The 22,958-nt window shown below is 38.6% G+C and carries 25 protein-coding genes, 1 tRNA gene and 2 pseudogenes; 2 read left to right on the top strand and 26 right to left on the bottom strand.

Annotated elements, in window-relative coordinates; genetic code table 11:
- Window positions 1–3: 3 nt before the first annotated feature.
- The 14 genes and pseudogenes from mutM to SCSC_RS03885 all read right to left on the bottom strand — a co-directional run bounded on the left by mutM (window position 4) and on the right by SCSC_RS03885 (window position 10,796).
- On the bottom strand, window positions 4–828 hold the full coding sequence (mutM, locus tag SCSC_RS03950; RefSeq protein ID WP_006269523.1) for a DNA-formamidopyrimidine glycosylase: 825 nt from the start codon (window positions 826–828) through the stop codon (window positions 4–6).
- 7 nt (window positions 829–835) lie between these two features.
- Complete coding sequence (locus tag SCSC_RS03945; RefSeq protein ID WP_037565592.1) at window positions 836–1,279, bottom strand: GNAT family N-acetyltransferase; 444 nt, start codon at window positions 1,277–1,279, stop codon at window positions 836–838.
- An 11-nt stretch (window positions 1,280–1,290) separates the two neighbouring features.
- Window positions 1,291–1,815 carry a mycothiol transferase gene (locus SCSC_RS03940; protein ID WP_003069237.1) on the bottom strand — a complete coding sequence of 175 codons (525 nt, stop codon included), beginning with the start codon at window positions 1,813–1,815 and terminating at the stop codon, window positions 1,291–1,293.
- 50 nt (window positions 1,816–1,865) lie between these two features.
- A pseudogene (locus SCSC_RS03935) lies at window positions 1,866–2,420 on the bottom strand (GNAT family N-acetyltransferase).
- Window positions 2,421–2,448: 28 nt separating this feature from the next.
- The gene (locus SCSC_RS03930) at window positions 2,449–2,925 is read right to left on the bottom strand and encodes an NUDIX hydrolase (RefSeq protein WP_006269563.1); all 477 of its coding nucleotides are present in this window, start codon (window positions 2,923–2,925) and stop codon (window positions 2,449–2,451) included.
- Window positions 2,926–2,985: 60 nt separating this feature from the next.
- Window positions 2,986–3,360 carry a ComEC/Rec2 family competence protein gene (locus tag SCSC_RS03925; RefSeq protein ID WP_006269497.1) on the bottom strand — a complete coding sequence of 125 codons (375 nt, stop codon included), beginning with the start codon at window positions 3,358–3,360 and terminating at the stop codon, window positions 2,986–2,988.
- Window positions 3,361–3,408: 48 nt separating this feature from the next.
- A complete protein-coding gene (gene era, locus SCSC_RS03920; RefSeq protein ID WP_006269512.1) occupies window positions 3,409–4,308 on the bottom strand; it encodes a GTPase Era in 900 nt (299 codons plus the stop codon).
- Between the two features lie 61 nt (window positions 4,309–4,369).
- A complete protein-coding gene (locus tag SCSC_RS03915) occupies window positions 4,370–4,774 on the bottom strand; it encodes a diacylglycerol kinase family protein (RefSeq protein WP_006269472.1) in 405 nt (134 codons plus the stop codon).
- Window positions 4,755–5,252, bottom strand: a complete 498-nt coding sequence (gene ybeY, locus SCSC_RS03910) for an rRNA maturation RNase YbeY (protein ID WP_003069388.1) — start codon at window positions 5,250–5,252, stop codon at window positions 4,755–4,757. The genes SCSC_RS03915 and ybeY overlap by 20 nt, the downstream gene beginning before the upstream one ends.
- A gap of 118 nt (window positions 5,253–5,370) precedes the next feature.
- Window positions 5,371–7,107: an ABC transporter ATP-binding protein gene (locus SCSC_RS03905; protein WP_006269487.1), complete on the bottom strand. Its 1,737-nt coding sequence runs from the start codon at window positions 7,105–7,107 to the stop codon at window positions 5,371–5,373.
- Window positions 7,104–8,834: an ABC transporter ATP-binding protein gene (locus tag SCSC_RS03900; protein ID WP_006269522.1), complete on the bottom strand. Its 1,731-nt coding sequence runs from the start codon at window positions 8,832–8,834 to the stop codon at window positions 7,104–7,106. Before SCSC_RS03900 ends, SCSC_RS03905 begins: the two co-directional genes overlap by 4 nt.
- Window positions 8,835–9,119: 285 nt before the next feature.
- A pseudogene (locus SCSC_RS03895) lies at window positions 9,120–9,877 on the bottom strand (FAD-binding protein); the annotation flags it as partial.
- Between the two features lie 170 nt (window positions 9,878–10,047).
- Window positions 10,048–10,120, bottom strand: a tRNA-Thr gene (locus SCSC_RS03890).
- A gap of 142 nt (window positions 10,121–10,262) precedes the next feature.
- Complete coding sequence (locus tag SCSC_RS03885; protein WP_232565271.1) at window positions 10,263–10,796, bottom strand: GNAT family N-acetyltransferase; 534 nt, start codon at window positions 10,794–10,796, stop codon at window positions 10,263–10,265.
- A gap of 167 nt (window positions 10,797–10,963) precedes the next feature.
- On the opposite strand from SCSC_RS03885, the gene ald reads away from it, so the two are divergent.
- Window positions 10,964–12,076, top strand: coding sequence for an alanine dehydrogenase (gene ald, locus SCSC_RS03880; RefSeq protein WP_006269541.1), 1,113 nt, complete (start codon window positions 10,964–10,966; stop codon window positions 12,074–12,076).
- A gap of 216 nt (window positions 12,077–12,292) precedes the next feature.
- On the opposite strand, the gene SCSC_RS03875 is transcribed toward ald, so the two are convergent.
- The 11 genes from SCSC_RS03875 to SCSC_RS03830 all read right to left on the bottom strand — a co-directional run bounded on the left by SCSC_RS03875 (window position 12,293) and on the right by SCSC_RS03830 (window position 20,271).
- A complete protein-coding gene (locus SCSC_RS03875; RefSeq protein WP_003069408.1) occupies window positions 12,293–12,613 on the bottom strand; it encodes a TfoX/Sxy family protein in 321 nt (106 codons plus the stop codon).
- Between the two features lie 2 nt (window positions 12,614–12,615).
- Complete coding sequence (locus tag SCSC_RS03870) at window positions 12,616–13,116, bottom strand: GNAT family N-acetyltransferase (protein WP_006269579.1); 501 nt, start codon at window positions 13,114–13,116, stop codon at window positions 12,616–12,618.
- Window positions 13,117–13,128: 12 nt separating this feature from the next.
- Window positions 13,129–13,200 (bottom strand): hypothetical protein, encoded by a 72-nt coding sequence (locus tag SCSC_RS09580; protein WP_247927340.1) that lies wholly within the window; start codon window positions 13,198–13,200, stop codon window positions 13,129–13,131.
- Between the two features lie 146 nt (window positions 13,201–13,346).
- Complete coding sequence (locus SCSC_RS03865; RefSeq protein ID WP_115342913.1) at window positions 13,347–14,411, bottom strand: PhoH family protein; 1,065 nt, start codon at window positions 14,409–14,411, stop codon at window positions 13,347–13,349.
- A 75-nt stretch (window positions 14,412–14,486) separates the two neighbouring features.
- Window positions 14,487–14,702 (bottom strand): YozE family protein, encoded by a 216-nt coding sequence (locus SCSC_RS03860; RefSeq protein ID WP_003072551.1) that lies wholly within the window; start codon window positions 14,700–14,702, stop codon window positions 14,487–14,489.
- Entirely contained in the window at window positions 14,699–16,228 is a 1,530-nt protein-coding gene (locus SCSC_RS03855; RefSeq protein ID WP_037565582.1) for a glycosyltransferase family protein, read from the bottom strand. Before SCSC_RS03855 ends, SCSC_RS03860 begins: the two co-directional genes overlap by 4 nt.
- Before the next feature lie 249 nt (window positions 16,229–16,477).
- Window positions 16,478–17,110, bottom strand: coding sequence for an orotate phosphoribosyltransferase (gene pyrE, locus SCSC_RS03850; protein WP_003069418.1), 633 nt, complete (start codon window positions 17,108–17,110; stop codon window positions 16,478–16,480).
- Between the two features lie 40 nt (window positions 17,111–17,150).
- A complete protein-coding gene (locus SCSC_RS03845) occupies window positions 17,151–17,447 on the bottom strand; it encodes an inorganic diphosphatase (RefSeq protein WP_003069419.1) in 297 nt (98 codons plus the stop codon).
- The gene (gene pyrF, locus SCSC_RS03840; protein WP_003069422.1) at window positions 17,440–18,135 is read right to left on the bottom strand and encodes an orotidine-5'-phosphate decarboxylase; all 696 of its coding nucleotides are present in this window, start codon (window positions 18,133–18,135) and stop codon (window positions 17,440–17,442) included. The genes SCSC_RS03845 and pyrF overlap by 8 nt, the downstream gene beginning before the upstream one ends.
- A 381-nt stretch (window positions 18,136–18,516) precedes the next feature.
- Window positions 18,517–19,455, bottom strand: coding sequence for a dihydroorotate dehydrogenase (locus SCSC_RS03835; RefSeq protein ID WP_006269483.1), 939 nt, complete (start codon window positions 19,453–19,455; stop codon window positions 18,517–18,519).
- Between the two features lie 9 nt (window positions 19,456–19,464).
- Window positions 19,465–20,271: a dihydroorotate dehydrogenase electron transfer subunit gene (locus SCSC_RS03830; protein ID WP_037565584.1), complete on the bottom strand. Its 807-nt coding sequence runs from the start codon at window positions 20,269–20,271 to the stop codon at window positions 19,465–19,467.
- 190 nt (window positions 20,272–20,461) lie between these two features.
- Here SCSC_RS03830 and SCSC_RS03825 point away from each other — a divergent pair, with 190 nt between their 5' ends.
- On the top strand, window positions 20,462–21,370 hold the full coding sequence (locus SCSC_RS03825; RefSeq protein ID WP_006269583.1) for a LysR family transcriptional regulator: 909 nt from the start codon (window positions 20,462–20,464) through the stop codon (window positions 21,368–21,370).
- Window positions 21,371–21,665: 295 nt separating this feature from the next.
- Here the strand turns inward: SCSC_RS03825 and SCSC_RS03820 are convergent, their stop codons facing one another.
- Window positions 21,666–22,904: an MFS transporter gene (locus tag SCSC_RS03820; protein ID WP_006269529.1), complete on the bottom strand. Its 1,239-nt coding sequence runs from the start codon at window positions 22,902–22,904 to the stop codon at window positions 21,666–21,668.
- Between the last annotated feature and the right edge of the window lie 54 nt (window positions 22,905–22,958).

Raw genomic sequence — 22,958 nt, 5'->3', positions numbered from 1 at the left:
GTCCTACCTCATTTTTTGACAATGTGGACAAAGGTGAGTTCCACGACCAGCTAGTTTGATTTTTTCAATTTCATGACCACATCTAGTGCAAGGTTGCCTTGTTTTTCCATAGACTTGCAAGAAATCTTGCATTGTGCCGTCTTCTCCTAAAGCATTGCGATAAGTGCGAATGGTCGATCCTCCCTTTTCAATTCCTAACTGCAAGACCGCAATAATTTGTTCTCGCAGATGCTTCATTTCTGCTCTATTCAGGCTTTGGGCTGCTCTTGCTGGGTGAATCTGTGCCCGCCATAAAACTTCATCCACATAGATATTACCAAGACCCGCTACTAAGGTTTGATCCAATAGGTAAGGTTTAATCAGTTTCTTAGACTTTCTTAGAGCTGTTGCAAATGGTAGTAAATGAAAGTCTAATTCGGTCGGTTCTGGTCCTAACTTTTTAGAGAGAAAATAGCTATCCAGCTGTTCTTTTTTCAACAATTCCATTGTACCAAATTTCCGAACATCCTGATAAACGAGGTTGCTGCCATCTGTGAAATGAAAAATTACATGAGAATGCTTAGTCAATTGGGCCTCTTCAGGGTAGAAAAGATACTTTCCTTCCATGCGCAAATGCGAAATCAGCACCCAATTTGTCAAATAAAAAATCAGATATTTGCCCCGACGCTCAACAGCATCAATACTTTGTCTCGGTAAATCTAAGACAAAAGTATCTACCCCTGTCCCAATCATCTTGGTATAACGGACATCTACCTTTTCAATCTCTTTTCCTTTAACCAGCCGCTCCAAACCACGGCGTACCGTTTCTACTTCTGGTAATTCAGGCATGAAATTTTTATCCTTTCTTATCCAAATTTAACGTGTAATGGACTGTTCGACTTATTTCTTTAAATCCTGCCTTCTTATGAAAAGCTTGACTGACTGCATTGTCTATATCACAATCTGAAGCTAGCTGAGACACTCCTTTTTCTGTCGCCCACGACTGAGCAAAGTCAAGAAGCTGAGTAGCGATACCATGTCTTTGAAAAACAGGTACTACCGCTATGCCTTCAATATATGCAACAGGAAGTTGCTCTGCTCCTTCCACATACTCCGAACGCATAGATAAGCTGACCCAAGCAACGGCTTCTCCTTCTATGTAGTACAAAAATTCATTAGGAAATTTCCCTTCAGAAAACGCTACTAATAATTTCTTTTTCTCTATCTTCCAAGCTAAATGAGCAAAGTAAGCCCAATCAGCTAGCTGAGATTTTTCTACCTCTCGGATTTCTCCTATCATGATTATTTCTTTCAATCTTCTCTTCCTAGTAAACGGCGTGCGTATACTGTCTGACCTGAATGCATAGCCGCATCGTCAATGATAGATACTAAACGATTTCCACGTTTAACAGCTGGAATCCAATTCTCATCGACAACATCATCCAGACTATCTTCATTTACCTTTGATAAATAAGCAATTGTTGCCGCAACCGCATCAGACAGATAACCTTTAAGAAAATCAATATCTGTCACCACAACTTTATGCGCTTCTTGAGGAGTGTGATGCCAATCTTCCGTATCATCTGGCAAATCCAAAGCAAATTTTTTCTTCCAACCTTTAGAAAACCAGACTGGATTAGTCTTTGCTAAATCAGCAATCTGGAAATCCAACTCCCGCGCCGTATGCCAAGTCAGCCAAGTGATAGACTTAATAGATGGGGCAGTATCTACAAGTGGAAAAGCGTTCACCTCTTCTAAAGACAAACCTTCCAATACAGACAAAAAACGCTCCTGAGCTCGTTCTACATTTTCCACTAAAAGTTCTACAAATTCCATTGTCCCGCCTCCTTTATTAAACTGTATCAAACACTAAAATACATCTATTATCACTGCAAATCTGATTTTAAAATTCCATAAGAGGAAAAATCCTTGATTTTCCCTTTATGAAATACTGCTTTGCGAAAGGTTGCCTCGTATATCATTCCGGCCTTGGCCATAACACGTCCTGAAGCAGGATTGTCAGTAACAAAGTCTGCTGTGACACAATTAAAGTCTGCTTCTTTCAAAAGATAAGAAAGCACCTCTTGGAGTGCCTCAGTCATCAAACCTCGTCCCCAATATCTTTTACTCAGGACATAACCAACTTCGCAAGCATTAATATCTTCATCTATGTCCACCACACTAATATCGCCAATCACTTCATCAGAATTTTCTTTCAGACAAATCGCCCATTTATAAAAATCCAGATCTTGATATTGTTAAACCCACTGAGCCACTGATTGTTTGGTAACGTCAGTATTCTCATGAGTAGACCAAGTTATATGACGAAGATTGTCTGGTTCAGAGGCCCAGTTACGATACATGGCAAGGTAATCTTTAGCTACAAAAGGGCGAAGCAGCAACCGTTCTGTTAACAATCTTTGTGTCCCGATATGTTTCATAAAATCTTATCTCATCATTATTATTTATTCAATGCCCTAGAGCAAAGCTGTCTGCAAAATATTCCGTTAACATCAAACGGTGTTTATCACTTACAGAATCCAGCTTCTCAATTTCTTCCTTAGAAAAGAAACGCAGGTGCAAGGTTTCTTCATTGTGAAAATTCGCAATATTTACTGGTGAAACAGCCGCCAGCTCATAGATGAAGACAACCGTCTGCACCTTGTCACCATTAGGATAGACTTCCTCAAAATTACTATAAACATTGAGAAAACGTGTTGCTTGTACTTTAATTCCCGTTTCTTCGAAAAACTCACGCTTAGCCGTATCAAGCGTGGACTCCCCAAGCTCCATTGCACCACCTGGAATTGCCCATGTTTTCTTATCACCGCGTAATTGCAAAAGTACGCGTCCATCCTTATCCGTCAAAATGCCCCCAGCAAAAGTCAGAATGACCTTGTTATGCCCAACTTTTGATCGGATATAGGAAATGTAATCTTGAGTCATGTTTAATACTCCTTCTCTTTCCACCTAAAGTCCACCAACTCTATTTTCTGATTGCTTTGTCTATTTCTGATGATCCATTTCTTCTATAATATGACCATAATGGACTTTCATAGCTTTCCTCAATTGCTGGCTAAACATCCCAAACATAAAATAATAAGCCAGACCAAGACATAATAAAGCGAATATTGGCAACAAGAATAATTGTACTATGAGGAAAATTATATTTGCTCTACCACTAAATATCGCCAGCAACGGCATTAAGACAAAAACAACTACTAATGTCATGCCAGCTGTCTTGAATCCCTTGTACCGTTGCTTTTTCAATTCTAAGTACTGATGGTAGATAGACCTTACTTCATCCTCTTTATAACGATTACAAAGCAAGCCGTCCTTTATTTCCTTATCTAAACTGGTAATCCCAATTGAATAAATCACTTTCTTCTCCTTCTCCCACGTTAGATTTTTTCTTCCTAAAAGCCGTCCTCAATACTCCTTCTCATTATAGCCAAAATCTGCCAAATCCAATTTCTTGTCCCGCCAGTTTTTCTTGACTTTAACCCAAGTTTCGAGATAGACTTTGTCGCCTAGCATGATTTCAATGTCACGGCGTGCCATTTTACCAATTTTCTTGAGCAGAGCCCCTTGCTTGCCAATGATAATCCCCTTTTGACTATCACGCTCCACCATGATGGTAGCACGAATATGTACCTTGTCCGTCTCCTCATCACGTTTCATAGATTCAATAACTACAGCCACTGAATGCGGTACTTCTTGCTCCGTTAATTTCAAAATTTTCTCTCGAATCATCTCAGAAACCAAAAAGCGTTCCGGGTGATCGGTAATTTGATCCTCTGGAAAGTATTGAAAGCCTTCTTCCAAGTTTTCTTTCAGCAATTCCATCAGACGAGGGACATTATTGCCTTGCAGGGCAGAAATGGGCACAATTTCCTTAAATTCCATTTGTGTCCGAAAATCATCAATCTGCTCCAGCAACTGGTCTGGGTGCACTTTGTCAATTTTATTGATAACGAGAATGACAGGAATTTTTGCTGCCTTGAGCCGTTCCATAATCATATCATCACCCCTACCACGCTTTTCATCAGCAGGAACCATAAACAGGACTGTCTCTACCTCCCGTAACGTTGAATAAGCAGACTCTACCATAAAATCACCGAGCGCTGTTTTAGGCTTATGAATTCCCGGCGTATCAATAAAGACAATTTGCTCCATGTCTGTCGTATAAATCCCCATAATCTTGTTACGAGTTGTCTGAGCCTTATCACTCATAATAGCAATCTTTTGTCCCATGACATAATTCAGAAAAGTTGACTTCCCAACATTAGGACGTCCTAAAATGGCTACAAAACCAGATTTAAAAGTCATTATTTCACCTCTATTTCACTAAATAACAGAAAATCGGCAGTCTCCCCCGATTTCCAAATCTTTAAAAAATCAAATTCCAAATTTTAGGAATGAAAATAACCAAACCTGTCACAACTGCAAATCCAGAAACTACTAAAACTGCACCAGCTGCCATATCCTTGGCATTTTTAGCTCGTATGGAGAAGTGATAATCACTAGCTAAATCCACCACATTTTCAATAGCCGAATTCATAATCTCAAAAGCGATAACCAAAAAAATGCTCAAAAAAAGGAAAAGCCATTCTATCGCAGATACCTGAAAAAGGAAGCCTGCAAGCACCACTACAACTGCTGAAACGGCATGATTACGCATATTACGTTCTTCTTTGATTGCCGTAAAAATCCCTGTCAGAGCAAATTCTAAACTCGAAATGACATCCCGATTCTTCCATTTGCGCTTGTTTTTTTTATTGTCTTGTAAGTCCATAAGCAGTCAAAATTTCTTCCTGTAAACCAAACATTTCCGCCTCTTCTTCTGGCGTATAGTGATCGTATCCATTGATATGCAAAAAACCATGCACTGCAAGAAACCCCATCTCTCGCTCAAAACTGTGACCATACTCTTCTGCTTGCTCGCGCGCCTTATCTATGGAAATAAAAAGTTCTCCGATATAAGCATCAAAGTCCTCTAACATTTCTGCCAACTCAGGATTTTTTAATAAGTCCTCCTCATCAATGGCAATGTCCAGCTCAGGCTTGTACTCCAAACTAATAACATCTGTCGGACGGTCCGTATCTCGATATTCTAAATTCAGCTCATGACTACGCTCATTTGTAACAAACGTTACAGCCATTTCCTTATTTTCTTTCCCAATCTTCTTCGCAGCAAACTGCAAAATTTCCTGCGTTTGCTTTATCATTTTTTCCGAAACTTGATTTGTTTCATCTATGATTTCAATATACATCATGCACCCACTTTATTAGTATCATTTTCATTATACCATATTTCAATTAGGGATGGCTGATTTATAAATCATTTCCTATTTAGTTCTGCTCTTTATTGCACATTTTTTCTTTCAAAACTTATACTTGTTGCTGGAGACGGCTCATTTGAGCATAGATCCCATTTTGTTTTACCAATGTGTCGTGTTGCCCTCGCTCTACAATCTTTCCTTCAGAAATAACCAGGATTTGATCTGCCTCTTGAATGGTTGATAAACGATGAGCAATGATAAAAGTTGTTCTCCCTTCCTTTACAACAGCCATTGCTTTTTGAATCAGTTCTTCGGTTTCTGTATCAATATGAGAAGTTGCTTCATCCAATATTAAAATTTGAGGATTAGCATAGAGAGCTCGAGCAAATGAAATCAGTTGACGTTCACCACTCGAAAATGCTGCCCCTTTATCCTTTACAGGCTCATCAATTCCTTCTTTACAACGAGCCAGCAAGTCCCCTGCACCGACTTTTTCTAAAGATTCCAAAACTTTTTCACGATTGATACCTGAATGGCTCATAGCTACATTAGTTGCTAGTGTTCCTGTGAATAGATAAGGATCTTGCAAAACAATCCCCATGTGACTACGAAGACTTTCACGAGAATATTGTTGAATATCTTGTTGATCAACATAGATTTTCCCTTTTTGAGGATCGTAGAAACGATAAAGTAGGTTCATGATAGAAGATTTTCCAGAGCCGGTATGTCCTACCAAAGCAACCGTCTCTCCTTTCTTTGCTTTAAAACTAATATTGTGCAGAACTGTCTTGCCTTTCTCATATGCAAAGCTCACATGTTCAAATGTAACTTGTCCTTTAACAACTGCCAACTGTGATTTTACATCCTCTTCCTGAGGTTGATCTAACAATTCTAAAACTCGTTTCCCTGTTTCCAATGATCGTTGTACATTTGGGAAAAGCCGAACCAGAAAACCCATCATCTCAAATAAATTGATAATATAATTGAGATAGATAAACAGTACACCAGCGGTAATGACATTGCGACCGCCTAAAAATTGCTGACCAACTATCGTCAAAATGACAGTAAGCACTGTATTTTTTAAAAATTCCGTTAATGGCCAAGACGAAAGAGCACTTACCCATACAATTTGTTTATCAGCTTGGCTCATTTTTCGAGCAGTTGCATTAAATTCTGAAAGAACTGTTTTTTCCTGATGATATAACTGTATCAAGCTGGCTCCATGCATCAATTCATTCACTTGATTATTGATATCACTCCGTGAATCATAAAAGTCTTTCATCGGCTTGTCTGTTAGTTTTTTATAAAATACTTGTATCCCATAAAAAGCAGGAAGCAATAGCAAAAGTATCGAGGCAGCAAGCGGACTAAGGTAAAACAATAGAGCGTAGGTAAAAACAATCCGAAGAACTTGAATCAAAACACTAACCAAACTAGCATAAAATTGTCTTCGTAAGGTTTCCGTATCATTTACAATTCTGGTTGCAATCTTACCTGCTGGTTTATCATCAAAGTAAGAAATCGGCAAATTTTGCATAACCTGATAAGCTTCATTCCTCAGATGTTCTGCTACTTTGTTTCCACAATGCGCTAAAAGGCGATCACCTAAGTAAGTCAGTATGCTCCCCAAAACTACAACAATTATGTATAATCCAGCTAATTGCAAAAGCTGAACCTGACGATCTTTTCCGCTTCCAATCTGTGTAAGCGGTCCGTCTATCATATTTCTCAAACAGAGAGGAGACAGTTGGCTAGTCACCGTTGCTAAAACAGCAATTCCAACCGCAAAAAAGAATGCAGTTCGAACAACTCTTAGTTCTTTTAATAAACGACTAATGATACTCATTTGCTCCCTCCTCTCTGATGTTGCTGCCGCTGATATTGTTCGGCATACCAGCCTCCTTTATTTAGCAACTGGTTCGGTGTCCCTTCTTCAACAATTTGTCCATCTTCTAAGACAAGAACCCAGTCTGCCTGCTGGATAGCTGACAAACGGTGTGTCACAATGATCGTTGTCTGATTAGCTCGCATATCCTGAAGATTTTTGATAATTCGACGCTCTGTTTGAGCGTCAACTGCTGACAAAGAATCATCCAAAATGAGGACTTCTGGTTGTCTAATAAAGGCGCGTGCTAAAGAAATTCTTTGTTTTTGACCGCCAGATATTGACACTCCTCTCTCACCAATAAGAGTTTCCAGTCCGTCTGGCATTCGTTTTAAATCTTCTGAAAATGCTGCTGTTTTAATAGCTTTCTCAATATCGCTTAATGTCGCATTTCTCTTACCAAAGGCAATATTGTCTTTGACAGATTTTGAGAACAAAATATGCTCCTGAGGGACATAGCCAATCATTGCTTCAATCGATGGACGTGAATAGTGACTGACGGATTTTCCATTTATCTGAAATGTACCTCGTCCAACAGGATATTGCTGAAAAAGCTGACGAACTAAGGTTGTTTTACCAGATCCTGTTTTTCCAACAATACCATACGTCTTTCCTGCTTCAATTTGCCAAGCTATGTTACGCAAGCTAGGTCTTTTTGTTTGTGGATAAGTGAAATGATAATTCTGAAAACGAATAGAGATAAGATGTTTTAACTCCTCTTTGCCACTCATTTTCATATCATCTGTCGTTTCAATCAATTCTGTGACCTTTTTAAAAGACGTTTTCCCTGTTTGATAGACCAAGATAAAGTCCGACAACATCCAAAAAGGTTCAATAAGGCTAATCATATACAATTGAAGAGCGATCACTTGCCCAATTGTTAATTGTCCCATTTTTATAAAAATAGCCCCAATAAGAAGCACAATAATTGTTGATAAAGCGATAAAGACAGAGGAGAGAGGCGCGTAAAGATATTGAATGCTGGCAATTTGATCACCAACCTTAGATAAAGCTTTTGTGCGCAATTGGAACTGTTCTTTCTGAGTTGTCTTCTTGCTATAAGCACGCGCAACTCGGACTCCCTCTATTGTTTCCAGCACCTCATCATTCAAAGATGCCACTGCTTCACGATTATTTTCGACTAGTTTATCTTGTTTTTTACCAAGAAAATAAATCCAGATCATCAATGTCATAAGCGGAATCATAGCCAGTAAGCTAATTCCCCATGAGATAAAAAACATGGTCGGAATGACAAAGACAATCATACCTCCAGCATATAAGAGAATTACAATTCCATAACCAGCCATCTCCATCATTCCTTCAACATCTGTTGAAAAACGCGTTAGAATATCACCAGAACGAAATTTTTCGTAGAAAGGCATTCTCATAGCTACCAATTTTTCAAAAGCTCTTCTTTGAATGAGAAATTTATAATCAATGGACGATTGAAATATCTTTAAATGCCAATAGTAAGCTGAAAGATAGTTACAAATCGTCACCAGAGCCAACAAACTAACATCTCTAATTAAATTCTGCTGTGTCAAACTATGATGCGAAAGATGATCTACTAAACGCTGAATTACCTGTGTTGGAATCAACATTGTAAAATCATACAATAGTAAAACCAGAGCAATGGACAAATATAACCATTTATGTTCTTTTATATATCCAAATAAACTTTTAATCATCCTAAACCTTTCCTAAACACACAAAAAAGCTCAAGACAGAATAAACCTGTCCTGAGCTTACTTGTTTTTATTTATTTTTTCATCAAAAATAAATTACAGTGCTGTGCTAGAAAGGAGTTCTGTCGTATGATATACCTGAGTACTGTTTTGTTTTACATTATTCATGATACATTCTCCTTTCTACTTTTAATTAGTTAATACTTTAACATTAAAAGAAATGCTTGTCAAGAATATTTACAAAAAATCCTCCCAAAACTGAATGAATTTTCTGCCTTAAAATCAAGATTAACAATTCTTTGTAATAGCAATTTCGGCTGCAATACGTCCAAAAGTAAAAATATCAGTAAGGAAATTACCACCCAAACGGTTTCCAACATGCAATTCGCCAGCTACTTTCAAGCTGCGTAGAAACTTCGGATAACTTGTCCTCGCTTATTGATAACATACGTTTTCGTATCAATCTTAAGACCGCTCATAGTATGGTGAACGACTGGTTTTCAAGGAGTGGCATAAAATGGTGACTTTTCAACCTTGAGGTCGAAAGCTCTTTTTTCAAATTCAGGACCATATCCTGCATCAACATAAATATTATAAGCTGTGATCGTCTTGGTAAAGACCTGTGGATCCATTTGTAGCTGTTAAGCCAACTCTTCCAAACTATCTGATCGGTAAATCATTCCATGTGCTACCTGTGCATCAATCTTTTCTTGACTGTATTATAAGCTGTTTCTTTCATATTATCGTCTACAATCAGATAGAAAAAACCACCATTGTCAATTGCTGCCTGAACTCATTTATCCCGACTACCGTACTCATCTACAAAACGTTTTCCTTAAGTATTGACCATGATGAAGTTAGCCGGAGGCGCCTGTAATCGGGTCAGATACCAGCATTATTTGATAGAAGTCCAAACCGACTAGGTCTGTACCAACGCTTTGACCTAAGAGAATACCATCACCCATAATAGCTGGTGAATTTGATGTCTTAATATCGTCACCAATGTGCATCCAGTATTGATTGTATTGCTGCAACATCATAGGATTAAGATACAAATTAAAAGCGTTGATATGATTAGCTTTAAAATACTCTTTCAACAAAGAAATCATTGATGTTTCTTGATTATTCTATTAGAATGTGAAAACAATAACAATATTGATTTCTGCTTTTATAATGCAAAAAAGCCCATTAAAATTGGGCTTTTTCCTGTTCTTCATGCTAATTGCCGGGATCGAACCGGCGACCTCATCCTTACCATGGATGCGCTCTGCCAACTGAGCTAAATCAGCAGTCCCTATCTACTATATCATGCAGAGAGGTACTTGTCAATAGATTTGAAAAATGTTTTCATTAAAAGAGAAAAATTTTGCTAGAAGGTTCCAGAAAAGAACCTAGTCACCATTAAAATTTCCTATAAATCTCACATTCACATCAGTATTTTTCAAAATAATCTTTCTTTGTCAAACGATAATAAGCTCTCTGAGAAATTCGGCCTTCCTCATGCTCATCGAGTGCTGCGTATGGGTCAATATGGGAAAACTTCATACCAGCCTTTTCCATAACCCGTCCTGAAGCTGGATTTTCTACATCATGGAGAGCAACCAACATATTCATATCCAAACTTTCAAAAGCCATTTGAAGTATGGCTTTTAATGCTTCCGTTGCTAAGCCTTGATTCCAATATTTTTTATTGATGACATAACCAATGGCTGCCTTTTTAAGGAGCGGATCCAGCTTGTGCAGGTCAATGCTGCCAATCAGTTTATCCCTTTCCTTCAGTTCAATTCCCCAATTTCCAAGTGCCCGCCCCATAAACAAACGCGCAATAACATTTTTAGTTTCTTCCAAGTCTTTGTTAGGTAAAAAAGTATAGCGAGTATTTTCTTCATCAGAGGAATATTCAAACATATCTTCAGCATCATCTAATGTCACAGGTCGCAAGAGCAAGCGTTCTGTTTCCAAAATTCAATTTTCAGCTAGCCTTAGATAAATACTTTCCATTTTGTACGAATCTCCTATTTTGCCTCATAGCATAACATAAATATTCACCGAAATCAATGTTTTCTGATTTTATCTTGATTTTTAAAGCGTTTTCATATACAATAAAAACATCCCAAAAAAGGAGGAAGTCTATGTTAATTGGTATCCCAAAAGAAATTAAAAACAATGAAAATCGTGTTGCTTTAACACCAGCTGGTGTTCACAGTATCGTCCAAAAAGGTCATCAGGTTTTAGTTGAAACTAAAGCTGGGCTTGGTTCTGGATTTATAGACGCTGACTATGAGGCACAGGGAGCGACAATTGTTGCAACTGCAGCGGAAGCTTGGGCAGCTGATCTAGTTGTCAAAGTAAAAGAACCCTTAGTTACTGAATATAGCTTCTTACGTGATGATCTCTTGCTTTTCACTTATCTGCATATGGCTGCTGCACCTGAATTAGCTGATGCTATGACAATCAGTAAGACAATAGGAATTGCTTACGAAACCGTTCGTGACCAAGAGGGGAATCTCCCCTTACTTGTGCCTATGAGTGAAGTGGCAGGACGTATGGCTGTACAGATTGGAGCTCACTTTCTAACCAAACAAGAAGGTGGTTCTGGTATACTACTGGGCGGTGTTCCAGGTGTTCCTAAAGGAAAAGTCACTATCATTGGAGGGGGCGTTGTTGGAACACACGCAGCTCGCATCGCTTTAGGACTGGGAGCGCATGTCACTATTCTTGATATCAGCGCTAAACGACTGTCAGAACTAGAAGACCTTTTTGGTCATCAAATCCAGACCCTTATGTCTAATTCTTTCAATATTGCTGAAAGTGTCAAAGAGGCCGATGTAGTGATTGGAGCAGTATTAATCCCTGGTGCCAAAGCTCCCAAACTCGTTACTGATGAAATGGTCAGTAAAATGCGACCTGGTTCTGTCATCGTTGACGTAGCCGTTGACCAAGGTGGGGTTGTTGCAACTGCTGATCGTGTAACTACTCACGATGAACCTGTCTATGAAAAACATGGTGTACTTCACTATGCCGTTGCCAACATACCTGGTGCTGTTGCTCGCACATCAACTCTTGCTTTGACAAATGTAACACTTCCTTACATTGAAGCTTTGGCGGACAAAGGGTTTGAACAAGCTATTACAGATGATTGGGGGCTACAACAAGGAGTGACTACTTATAAAGGTTATCTCACTAGCCGACCAGTTGCAGAAGGGCTCAATCGTGACTACACTGATATCGCTGATTTAGTATAAGTTTTGAAAATAAAAGGATATGCCAACTTGCTTCGCAGGTCCTATACACCACCTTTTAAGCAGTTTTTTTGAACAATCACCTACTACACTGCTCATTTATTATAAAAATAATTTGAGTCTGAGACGCTATTGTCCCAGACTCTTTTTTACTTATCATTTTAAGTCGTATAACTATAAGAAAAGAGCTTTCAAATCCACCTCTTTGCTTCATTCCATTTATTTTTTCTTTTTAGGTTTAGGTAGCGGCAATTGATCATACATGGCTAAAATTAAATCTTCTAGAAACACCTTATTTTCAAGGTCTTCCACTAAAATCATTTCTTTGGCGCCTTCGTATGGAAACTCATACGAGGGTTGGGCAATCTTATCTAAGACTGCTTGAACTGGCTTAACTAAAAAGCGATTATCATAAATACCACCAATAATCTTACCACGGAAGTAAAGAATATACTCTCCCATCATAGAACGGTAAGTCACATCATCTAATCCTGATAATTGCTCCAAAACAAATTCCAAATAGTTTTTACTTGATGCCATTTCTAACCTCTTAAGCTCTGTTCAACGATAACAACCGTATAGAGTTCTTGTTTGACCTCACTTCCAATTGGTTTGAAGCCCTGCTTTTTCCAAAAATGCTGAGATTGCGGATTCCCCTTGACATAAGCCAAACGTGCTTTTCGAAAGTTTTTAGCAAAATAGGCTAGCGCTTCTGTCACAATCTGGCTGCCAATACCTTTCCCTTGATAGGTCTGATTAACCATAAATAGACCAATAAAAACTGTCTCCTCATCAGGATAGGCATAAACAAAATCTATAACAGCTACAAGGTTATAGCTATCCCAAAAGCCAACATAAAATTTATCAACCTTAGCCTTGCCTTCAGGTAGACGAAACATATCTTCTTTTACACTTTCCAAATTTGGAGCTGGTGGACAATGCTGAAAATACAGAGGATTGCTTTCATATAAAGATAAAATACTTGGAATATCCTTTTCTGCTAGTATCCTACAGCTATAATGCCTAGATAGTTGTTCAATCATCTTTTAAAATCCCTACTCTTTGTGTCCTGTAATGATAGTATAGGACGATGTATTGATGGCCAACACAATATAATTATCAGACACATAGAAGTTCTTTTTTTTTATGACTAATCTTTGTCTCAGATCTTTGGATAAAACCCTTAGCCCATAAAACTGGATTTTCCTCTCTCAAAAGCAGATGCTTTTGCAGACGGACTTTCCCAAGATCAGTTGTGTGAAACTTGTCCAGATTAGTCAAGAGATATTCCTTCATCATCTTCCGACTCCTTGACTGGCTCGCTGACGATTTCGTGACTAACTAAACTAGAATTTTCTTCTTTAGAAAAATGATGATGCGCCACTTCAGTAGAATGTTCATAGGCTTGGATAATCTCTGCAACCACAGGATGACGAACAACGTCCTTGGCTGACAGGTAAACAAAATCAATCTGCTTGATATTTTTCAATTTCTCTGTCGCATCAATGAGACCTGATTTACTATTCTTTGGCAAGTCAATCTGGCTAATATCCCCATTGACAATCATCTTGGAATTAAAACCAAGTCGAGTCAGGAACATCTTCATCTGCATAATGGTCGTATTTTGCGCTTCATCTAAGATGACAAAGGCGTCATCCAATGTTCGTCCACGCATATAAGCTAAAGGGGCTATCTCAATGATTTCTCGCTCCATAAGGCGCGCTGTTTGATCCTTACCTAAAATCTGATACAATGCATCGTAAACCGGTCGTAGATAAGGGTCTACTTTTTCTTTTAGATCCCCCGGTAAAAATCCTAGACTCTCACCAGCTTCAACCGCCGGTCGGGTCAATATAATCCGTTTGACCTGCCCTCGCTTCAGCGCTGTCACAGCCAAAGTTACGGCAAGAAAAGTCTTACCTGTTCCTGCTGGTCCAATCCCAAAGACAACATCATGGTTCTTAATGCTATCAACATAAATTTTCTGCCCTAAAGTCTTAACTCGAATGGGTTTACCATAAGAATCTTTAATAATCTCTTCTTCATATAGAGCCACAAACTTATCAATTTCACCATTTTTGACCATTGTAATAGCTGTCACTACATCTGGCGTTCCAATCGTCATTCCACGGTTAACTAAGACTAGCAGAGCCTGAATAACCTGACGGGCTTCTTCACAGGCCATCTCCTCACCAATAATCTGGACAATTTCTGTCCGCGCATGAATCGTCACCCGCAACTCCTGTTCCATTAAACGCAAATGACGTTCATTAGAACCAAAAAGATGAAATATATCATCTGGATGCTGTAAGATGATTTCTACTGAATGTTCTTGCAAACAAAGAACCTCTTTCTTCACATTATTTACTTTATTATAGCAAAGTAACTCGGAAAATTCTATCTTTTTCCCGAACTAATGTGCTTGATATTCTTCCCAGATTGCATCAAAATCACTAAGATTAAAGGAAAAATCAGCATGTTCTTCTAAATAGCGGCTAATTTCATCAAAATCATCCGTATGCTTAGGAAAAGTTGATTCATGAAAAACTAAATCGGCTAGTATTGCCTTCGGCGCTGTACTTTTAGGATTGCGCTCTGTCATCAACCAAGTGTAAAACGATTTTCTCATTTTATCTTTTCTCCTTTCTTGCTTTTTAACCAATCCGGTAAATATTCAGTCAAACCTAATGCAGATAACATGATGATTTGGGGTAAAAATTGTATCAAATACCGCGTCTTTCCACCTTCAAAAATTAGCAAAAACAACAAACCTCCAAAAACTGCAAGACTGATACCATTCAATTTATCATCTGCATGATATTTCCATAAGGCAAAAATAATCCCTACACTCATCACAATCCAAACAACTTGCTTCACAATCTCATAATAGCGATACTCACTCTTATCCACACTCAAAAAATAAGTTCTGATAAACTGTGCCACAAGATTCTTTTTTGTATAAGGATAAAGAGGGGAGATATAAGGCGTTTTTTCATATTCCACATCTCGATATAACCAACCTAAAGTTCCTTCTGAAACAGTTAATGAATGCTTATAGTAAAGATGATTGAGAAATCCCAAAAACGAATATTCTTTTAAGCGTCGTTTGATTTCTTTTTTTACATTTTCTTGCTTAAACATTCCATTATTATACTGTTCTCTCTGATCCACATCAATGTATTGAAGCAAGCCCTCTTTCATGTCTTCTTGATCGTGTCCAATAAAAGTCAACCCTAAGTCAATAAAGAGCAGAGGACTTTTAGACAATCCTTTCTCTTGTATCAATGTCACTTCTGTTTGCGTCGCTTTCAGATAGTTTCCGCCGATAGAAGTTACGCCAAACGATAGGAGAAAGGTGAAAAAGATTAGGATAAATTTCTTCCATTCCTTTTTGAACAACAGCAAAATAAAACCTGCCATAATAACAATCAACACAGTTGGTCGTATCAGCACTGCAAGCCCACTTATCAAACCTAATCTGATTGTCTTTATGAAGAGTACCCTCTTATCCTGCCATCGAAGCCCAAGTAAATCAAAAAGTAAGAATATTTGTAAAGCAATGAGCGGAAGAGGCCATATATCCGTGTACATCGAATAAAAATAAGGTGAAAAGCCAACTAGCAAGACATACAAACTAAATGTCACATCAGCAGCAGACTCACTCACATATTTTTTCATTCCCTTGTACAAAATGAGTGCCGTTATATCGGCATAAAATATATTTAATCCCTGCAAAATCCATAAAGCTGAGCTTCCAAAGATATTATAAAAAAAGCGCTCATACAAAAAGAGAAACAAGTTATTAGGATTGCGTGTCAAATAACTGGAAATAGAAGTCTCTTTTGAGTACTTGAAAGCACCATTGAAAACAACTGCTGCATCTCGCCGAATCAGCAACTGAGCAGACAAAAGCATTGCCAACTGAAATACAATCACTGCTATCATAATAGCAACTTTGTGTCTCATCATGTAGTGGTAGCATTTTTTTAAATTTTCTAGATAACGATAAGCTAGAAATACTAGTATGACTGCTCCAATCAAAGCAAGGCTAGAAATTGTCCCTAGATGAATAATAGCAGTAAAAAACCAATGCAAGCCCACAATGAACATGATTTTTCGCAAGATTCCAAAGAAAAAAGAGTACATTTTTAGCATAGGACCATTATATCAAAATCTAATTTGTTTCTCTATTTAAAAAACAACAATCATCAGATTGCTGCTTAACCTCTAATTGGACCCAGAATCCTCAGAACAAAAAAGTCAATTAAAATACCAAAGCTCATGAGTGGTGTATAAACAAATATCGTTAAAAGAAGAAAAATAAGTTTAGAAATTAAATCTCGCTGCAAATTTATTTGACGAAAAAGTTAATAGTCTCTCATTTCGTGGGAAAGGACTTCCTCATCAATATCCCTGCCAATTTTCTTGATCATGTTTAAATTTCTCAAGTAGAGCTAAGCCTTCTGCCGAAACATAGCCTTCTTGTTCCGCCAGCTTGATTAATTCAGTGTAGTTCGATAACGTTACCAATCGAACACCCGCATCTGAGAAATTCTTTTCTGCCCTAGGCAATTCATAAGTAAAAATAGCTACCACTCCAAGGACGTCAGCCCCCTCACGCTTAGCAGCAGCCACCGCATCCAGAACCGACCCTCCAGTTGAAATCAAATCCTCAATCACGACCATTTTCTGACCTGTTTTTACTCGACCTTCAATTTGATTTCCAGCACCATGATCTTTTGGTTTGCTACGAATATAAGCAAATGGTAAAGTCATCTTGTCAGCAATGATGGCTCCATGAGGAATACCTGCTGTTGCTGTCCCAGCAATCACTTCTACTTCTGGAAATTCAGCTTTGATTTTCTCAACAAAACCTTTTTCAATCAAAGTCCGCGTTTCTGGATAGGCCAAGGTCACACGATTATCTGTGTAGATTGGAGACTTGATGCCACTAGCCCAAGTGAAAGGCTCTTCCGGCTTCAAGTAAACAGCCTCAATTTTCAGTAAGTCACGCGCAATATCTTTTGCTAAAGTCATGATTTCTCCTTTATAATAATTCAATAGTGGAATCAAAATATTATTCCAAAAAATAAGTCTTTTCTTTTATGTCTTCTAAAGTGACGATCTCGCTAGATAAAGTTAACACCCATTTATCTTCAACATCATCTTGTCGATGAATAACAGCAACCAATTCTCCTTCAAAGTATTCTAACGGTTCTCGTACCTTTTCCGACACAATGTAAACATCTTGCTCTTCGCCATCCTCAGCAAACAAATTCGGAATATAACCATAATTGATAGGATAACGATTTCCAAAACTATCTTGATAACCGATGGGTCTGTCAATGATTGCTTGATATACTTTTCTAGCCATCTATCCATTCCGTCTTAATAGCGCGATAAGCAGCTACTGGATCTGCAGCTCGTGTAATGGGACGTCCAACCACAATATAGTCACTACCAATTTGATGTGCTTCTTGCGGTGTCATGACCCGTTTTTGGTCCCCAATTTCAGAACCAGCTGGTCGAATACCTGGAGTAACGCACAGAAAATCTTCTGACGTCGCCGCTTTAATCAGCTTAACTTCCTGAGCTGAACACACAACTCCGTCCAAGCCGGCCTCTTTAGCTTTGCAAGCATAATTGACAACCGATTCTGAAACAGTTGTTTGGATATTTTGGCAGTCTCGCATATCGGCTTCGCTAGTAGAAGTCAACTGAGTTACAGCCACTAATTTTGCTTTATCTCCCAAAACTTTTTTAGCTTCCCGCATCATCTCGACACCACCTGCTGCATGCAAAGTGACCATATCTACTCCAAAAGTTCCTAAAACAGACATAGCCGAGCGCACCGTATTGGGAATGTCATGCAATTTCAAATCTAGGAAAATGCTGTGTTCCAAACCTTTCAAATAGTGAACGATTTCTGGACCAATAGCATAAAAAAATTCCATACCAATTTTGACATAAAGCTTTTCATCTTTTGGAAAATGTTCCAGAAAGGTTTTAACATCATCAAAAGAGGGAAAATCAAGAGCAATAATAGGACGTTCTTCACGCATAGGTTCATCTCCTTATTAATTTATAGGCAGTTTGTCGTTTTAATCTTTGGACACAGGCTCTTAATAACTTGAAATACTGTCTGTACTACGGTTTCGTTTGCTAATCCTGACCGCTTGATTTCAATAGAAGTAAAGTCACTGACACTTCCTAACGAAAGCTTTACCCATCATCTTAAATCCCTTTCGAAACTTTTAAGCACACTTCGTACAAACTTCTCAAAAGCTATAGAAAAACCTTGCCTGAGGCAAGGTTACACGAAAATTGACAGTTTACTGCCGCTTTAAACCGTATCAGCCTTAGTAGCCTCTCTGGACTTCTTTAAAGGTTCCATTTCAATTATTTTATAATTTACTCCGTCTATTGTCAAGCAAAAAATGAGGCTACAACAAGTTTTTTCTAATTTCTGTTCGCAAGCTTTCCAAACTTTCAATACCGTATTTATCCATGACTTTAGGTAGATCCTCAATAATATTAGGACACGCATAAGGGTTTGTAAAATTTGCTGTCCCAACACCAATCGCTGATGCTCCCGCAATAAACATTTCAATGGCTGCTTCTGCTGAGTTTACTCCACCCATACCAATGATTGGTAAACTACTAGATTGTGCTACCTGACGAATCAACTTCAAGGCAACTGGAAAAATTGCCGGCCCCGACATGCCACCTGTTCCGTTTGCAATAATCGGCTTTCTGCTCTTTGAATCAAATCGCATTCCAACTAAAGTGTTAATCATGGTTAAACCAGAAACTCCTGCATCTTCAACTGCTTTCGCTATTTGTGTAATATCTGCTACACTAGGTGTCAATTTTACATAGACTGGCACTTCCGACACGTCTACCGCTGCCTTAGCAGCCTGATATGCTAAATCTGGCACCTGACCAATTAGCAAGCCCCCATTACCATGATCCACATTGGGGCAGGAAATATTAAGTTCAATAGCCTTGACGTTTGGAGCTTTAGATATTTTTTCTGCAACAAAAGCATATTCTTCGTTAGAAAATCCCGCAACATTAGCAATAATCGGAAGATTAGGATAATGGTGAGCCAGCCAAGGAAGTTTTTCTGTCAACACCACATCTACCCCAGGGTTTTGTAGTCCAATAGCATTGAGCATACCAGCTGGTGTTTCTGCCACTCGTGGCGTCGGATTGCCAAAACGAGGGTACTGCGTGGTCGCCTTAATCATTATGGAGCCAAGTACATTGAGATCATAATATTTGGCATATTCCTGACCAAAACCAAAACACCCCGAAGCTGGAATAATTGGATTTTTCAGTTCCAAACCAGGAAGAGAAATTGCTAAACAACTGTTAGACATATCAACCTCCTACATCACGATTGTACCAGTCTCAAAAACTGGACCGTCTTCACAAACCCGCTTATTGACTGCTTGGTCCTCACCAGCAACATGAAGTACACAAGCATAACAAGCCCCCATTCCACACGCCATTCGTGATTCCATAGAAATGTAAGCTCGCGGATGACTGCAAAATGTTTCATTCACATATCTGAGCATACTAGGAGCTCCGCAAGCATATACCGCAGTAAAATCTTCTGACAGCTCATTCACAATGGAGGAAACATAGCCTTTGCGGCCATAAGAACCATCATCTGTTGTTATCAGGACACGACTGTATTTTCTCATTTCTTCTTCCAAAATGACAACTGCTTTTGTTGCAAATCCAAGAACTGAAGTGACCTTCACTCCCTTGCTATGTAATTCTTTTGCCACTTGTAGCAAGGGGGGAACACCAATCCCACCTCCTATAATTAGAGCTGTATCTGCAATACCTAAACCAGATAAATCAAAACCATTTCCCTGAGACCCCATGACGTCTAACTGAAAACCTTTTTCCAGCTGAGAGAAGAATTCTGTACCTGCTCCCTCTATCCTGTAAATAATCCGACAGATTTTCCGTTCTCTGTTAATCTCTGAAATCGAAATAGGACGACGTAGAAGCTTTGTATCATCTGGAACTCGGATATGCAGAAATTGTCCAACCTGCATCTGGCCAACCATTTCTCCTAGTAAATCCATAGCAAAAATTCGTGGAGCAATTTTCTCTTGGTGCACAATAGTCATCTTTTCCAACATGATTTTTCCGAGTCTCTTCTTGCATGAGCTGCTTGTCATTTCTACCTCATTTCTTTATTAAAAAAGACCTTGCATATACACAAGGCCTCACGAAAATAAAGAGTCGGTTTTCTCACTCTTCCTTCACCCGAAACCTTGGAAGCCTCGCTGGACTTTCTTAAAGGTTAAATTTAATCTATTTTACAACTTCAAATGTGTTTTGTCAATTCCAATATGATAAAATAAGCTTATGAGAATTCAACAATTGCACTATATGATTAAAATCGTCGAGACTGGCAGCATGAACGAAGCTGCCAAGCAACTCTTTATTACCCAGCCTAGTCTGTCCAATGCAGTGCGCGATTTGGAAAATGAAATGGGCATTGAGATTTTCATCCGCAATCCCAAAGGTATTACGCTGACCAAGGACGGCATGGAATTTCTCTCCTATGCTCGTCAAGTGGTAGAACAGACTCAGTTATTAGAAGAACGTTACAAAAATCCAGTTGCCAATCGAGAGCTTTTCAGCGTCTCTTCTCAACACTACGCCTTTGTAGTCAATGCTTTCGTTTCTCTGCTCAAAAAAAGTGATATGGAAAAGTATGAGCTTTTCTTGCGCGAAACACGAACTTGGGAAATCATTGATGACGTCAAAAATTTCCGCAGCGAGATTGGCGTTCTCTTTCTCAACAGTTACAACCGCGATGTTCTCTCTAAAATGCTAGATGATAATCACTTGCTTGCCACACATCTCTTTACTGCCCAGCCACATATTTTTGTTAGCAAGAGCAATCCTCTAGCAAAGAAGAAACTGATCCAATTATCAGATTTGGAAGATTTTCCTTACCTCAGCTACGATCAAGGAACCCACAATTCCTTTTACTTTTCAGAAGAAATCCTATCGCAAGAACACCATAAAAAGTCCATCGTCGTCAGCGACCGAGCAACTCTTTTTAATCTTTTGATTGGTCTTGATGGCTACACTATTGCAACTGGTATTCTAAATAGTAATCTCAATGGTGACAATATCGTTTCTATTCCACTAGATATTGATGACCCTATTGAGCTGGTTTATATTAAACATGAAAAAGCTAGCTTATCCAAAATGGGGGATAAATTCATTGAGTATCTGTTGAATGAAGTTCAATTTGATAAATGAATCATCAAAATCGGTTCCATAATTCCTAAAGTAGTTTTACCCACTACAGAAATTACAGAGCCAAATAAGATAGCTGCTTAAAATTCATTCCATTTCCTTCTGTACTTACTTGATTTTATTATATCGTGAAATAGCAATAGCAGGAAAAAACGTTGAAAGGCTGTAATGTTTGCACATTACAGCCTTTCTTAAAAAATGAGCAAAATACTACTCAATAACTACTTCCATATATTTTGCTTGCCCGAAAAAAGAGACCGAACCTAAGCTCAGTCTCCTAATTATGCTAATATTATTGTTATACTTCTTCTGCAACCAATTCTTCTCCTAACAGTGAGTAACGTTCTGCTTTTAAATTCTTAATCGTCCACAAGGCAGCAAAGCTAATCAAATAAAGGCTTGCTAGGAAAATCATGACCATTGAAACGCTCGAGATATCTAAAATTTTCCCAATAATCACAGATGAAAATCCTCCAATTGCTCGGCCAACATTTAAGATGACATTATTAGCCGTGGAGCGAATATGAGCTGGATACAATCTCGTAATCATCGCGCCATAACCCGCAAACATACCATTGACAAAGAAACCAACAATCGCACCCCCGATAATCATGGCAGGCATTGAATTGGCAAATTGGAAGAGGTAAACACACATGGAGGATGCTAGAAGAAAGATTGAATAAACGAATCTCGGGCCCCATTTATCAAGGATTTGACCGAAGGTGAGCATTCCCAGACACATCCCTAAAATCGTTGAGACCATCCAAAGTGAGGAATCTTTCACAGAAATATGCAAACTTGTTTGGATAATGGTTGGAAGCCAGTTCATCATACCAAAGTAACCCGCAATTTGTACTGTTGTCATGACCATAAGCGCTACTGTCTGAGCCGTTAGAGATGGTGTTTTAAACAATTCACTCATTTTAACAGACTGGCGCCCTTCTGCTTTTAATGTCACATTGCCATTATCTCGGATATGATCATCATCAATCGCTAACATCATCCACAAAACCAAGGCAATAGGCGCAAGTCCAAAGAGGAACAGCCCTTTCCAACCAAGTGCTGGAGCTAACCAACCTGCTAAAAGTGCTGAAGTAATAGAACCGACTTGCCCTGCAATTCCATTCAAAGATGAAATGCGCCCCATTTTTCCAATAGGAACAATACCTGCCATAATCGCGATGGCAACTCCATACTCTCCACCAACGCCTATCCCAGCGATAAAACGCATGAGATATAGATAATAAATATTTTGTGTAAAGTAAATCAACCCTGTTGCTAATGAAAAAATAACAATCGTCCATTTGAAGACCTTGAACTTGTGATAGCGGTCAGCCAATAAGCCAAAAAGCAAACCTCCAACCAACATTCCCAGATTGGTAATTGTTGCAATCCAGCCTCCTTGCGCTCCAGTAACACCTAATTCTGAAATAATAGATGACATCGAAAAAGCTAAGAACATGACGTTTAAATCGTCCGTTCCTGATGCAACAATCGCAGCAACCAGTGCTCGCTTATTATTTTTGTCTAAAGACATGCACATCCTCCTTAATTGTAGCTCACAGACTACATTTATTAATTGAATACAGCC

Origin of the sequence: Streptococcus constellatus subsp. constellatus (assembly GCF_023167545.1) — a bacterium.
GTDB classification, from domain to species: Bacteria; Bacillota; Bacilli; order Lactobacillales; family Streptococcaceae; genus Streptococcus; species Streptococcus constellatus.
This window is presented reverse-complemented; position numbering and strand designations above follow the sequence as displayed.

Bases quoted from the DNA above. Each gene is read 5' to 3' on its own strand.
- mutM (WP_006269523.1), bottom strand. From the start codon at position 828: ATGCCTGAATTACCAGAAGTAGAAACGGTACGCCGTGGTTTGGAGCGG.
- SCSC_RS03945 (WP_037565592.1), bottom strand. From the start codon at position 1,279: ATGATAGGAGAAATCCGAGAGGTAGAAAAATCTCAGCTAGCTGATTGG.
- SCSC_RS03940 (WP_003069237.1), bottom strand. From the start codon at position 1,815: ATGGAATTTGTAGAACTTTTAGTGGAAAATGTAGAACGAGCTCAGGAG.
- SCSC_RS03930 (WP_006269563.1), bottom strand. From the start codon at position 2,925: ATGACTCAAGATTACATTTCCTATATCCGATCAAAAGTTGGGCATAAC.
- era (WP_006269512.1), bottom strand. From the start codon at position 4,308: ATGACTTTTAAATCTGGTTTTGTAGCCATTTTAGGACGTCCTAATGTT.
- SCSC_RS03915 (WP_006269472.1), bottom strand. From the start codon at position 4,774: ATGGACTTACAAGACAATAAAAAAAACAAGCGCAAATGGAAGAATCGG.
- ybeY (WP_003069388.1), bottom strand. From the start codon at position 5,252: ATGTATATTGAAATCATAGATGAAACAAATCAAGTTTCGGAAAAAATG.
- SCSC_RS03905 (WP_006269487.1), bottom strand. From the start codon at position 7,107: ATGAGTATCATTAGTCGTTTATTAAAAGAACTAAGAGTTGTTCGAACT.
- SCSC_RS03900 (WP_006269522.1), bottom strand. From the start codon at position 8,834: ATGATTAAAAGTTTATTTGGATATATAAAAGAACATAAATGGTTATAT.
- ald (WP_006269541.1), top strand. From the start codon at position 10,964: ATGTTAATTGGTATCCCAAAAGAAATTAAAAACAATGAAAATCGTGTT.
- SCSC_RS03875 (WP_003069408.1), bottom strand. From the start codon at position 12,613: ATGGCATCAAGTAAAAACTATTTGGAATTTGTTTTGGAGCAATTATCA.
- SCSC_RS03870 (WP_006269579.1), bottom strand. From the start codon at position 13,116: ATGATTGAACAACTATCTAGGCATTATAGCTGTAGGATACTAGCAGAA.
- SCSC_RS03860 (WP_003072551.1), bottom strand. From the start codon at position 14,702: ATGAGAAAATCGTTTTACACTTGGTTGATGACAGAGCGCAATCCTAAA.
- SCSC_RS03855 (WP_037565582.1), bottom strand. From the start codon at position 16,228: ATGCTAAAAATGTACTCTTTTTTCTTTGGAATCTTGCGAAAAATCATG.
- pyrE (WP_003069418.1), bottom strand. From the start codon at position 17,110: ATGACTTTAGCAAAAGATATTGCGCGTGACTTACTGAAAATTGAGGCT.
- SCSC_RS03845 (WP_003069419.1), bottom strand. From the start codon at position 17,447: ATGGCTAGAAAAGTATATCAAGCAATCATTGACAGACCCATCGGTTAT.
- pyrF (WP_003069422.1), bottom strand. From the start codon at position 18,135: ATGCGTGAAGAACGTCCTATTATTGCTCTTGATTTTCCCTCTTTTGAT.
- SCSC_RS03835 (WP_006269483.1), bottom strand. From the start codon at position 19,455: ATGTCTAACAGTTGTTTAGCAATTTCTCTTCCTGGTTTGGAACTGAAA.
- SCSC_RS03830 (WP_037565584.1), bottom strand. From the start codon at position 20,271: ATGACAAGCAGCTCATGCAAGAAGAGACTCGGAAAAATCATGTTGGAA.
- SCSC_RS03825 (WP_006269583.1), top strand. From the start codon at position 20,462: ATGAGAATTCAACAATTGCACTATATGATTAAAATCGTCGAGACTGGC.
- SCSC_RS03820 (WP_006269529.1), bottom strand. From the start codon at position 22,904: ATGTCTTTAGACAAAAATAATAAGCGAGCACTGGTTGCTGCGATTGTT.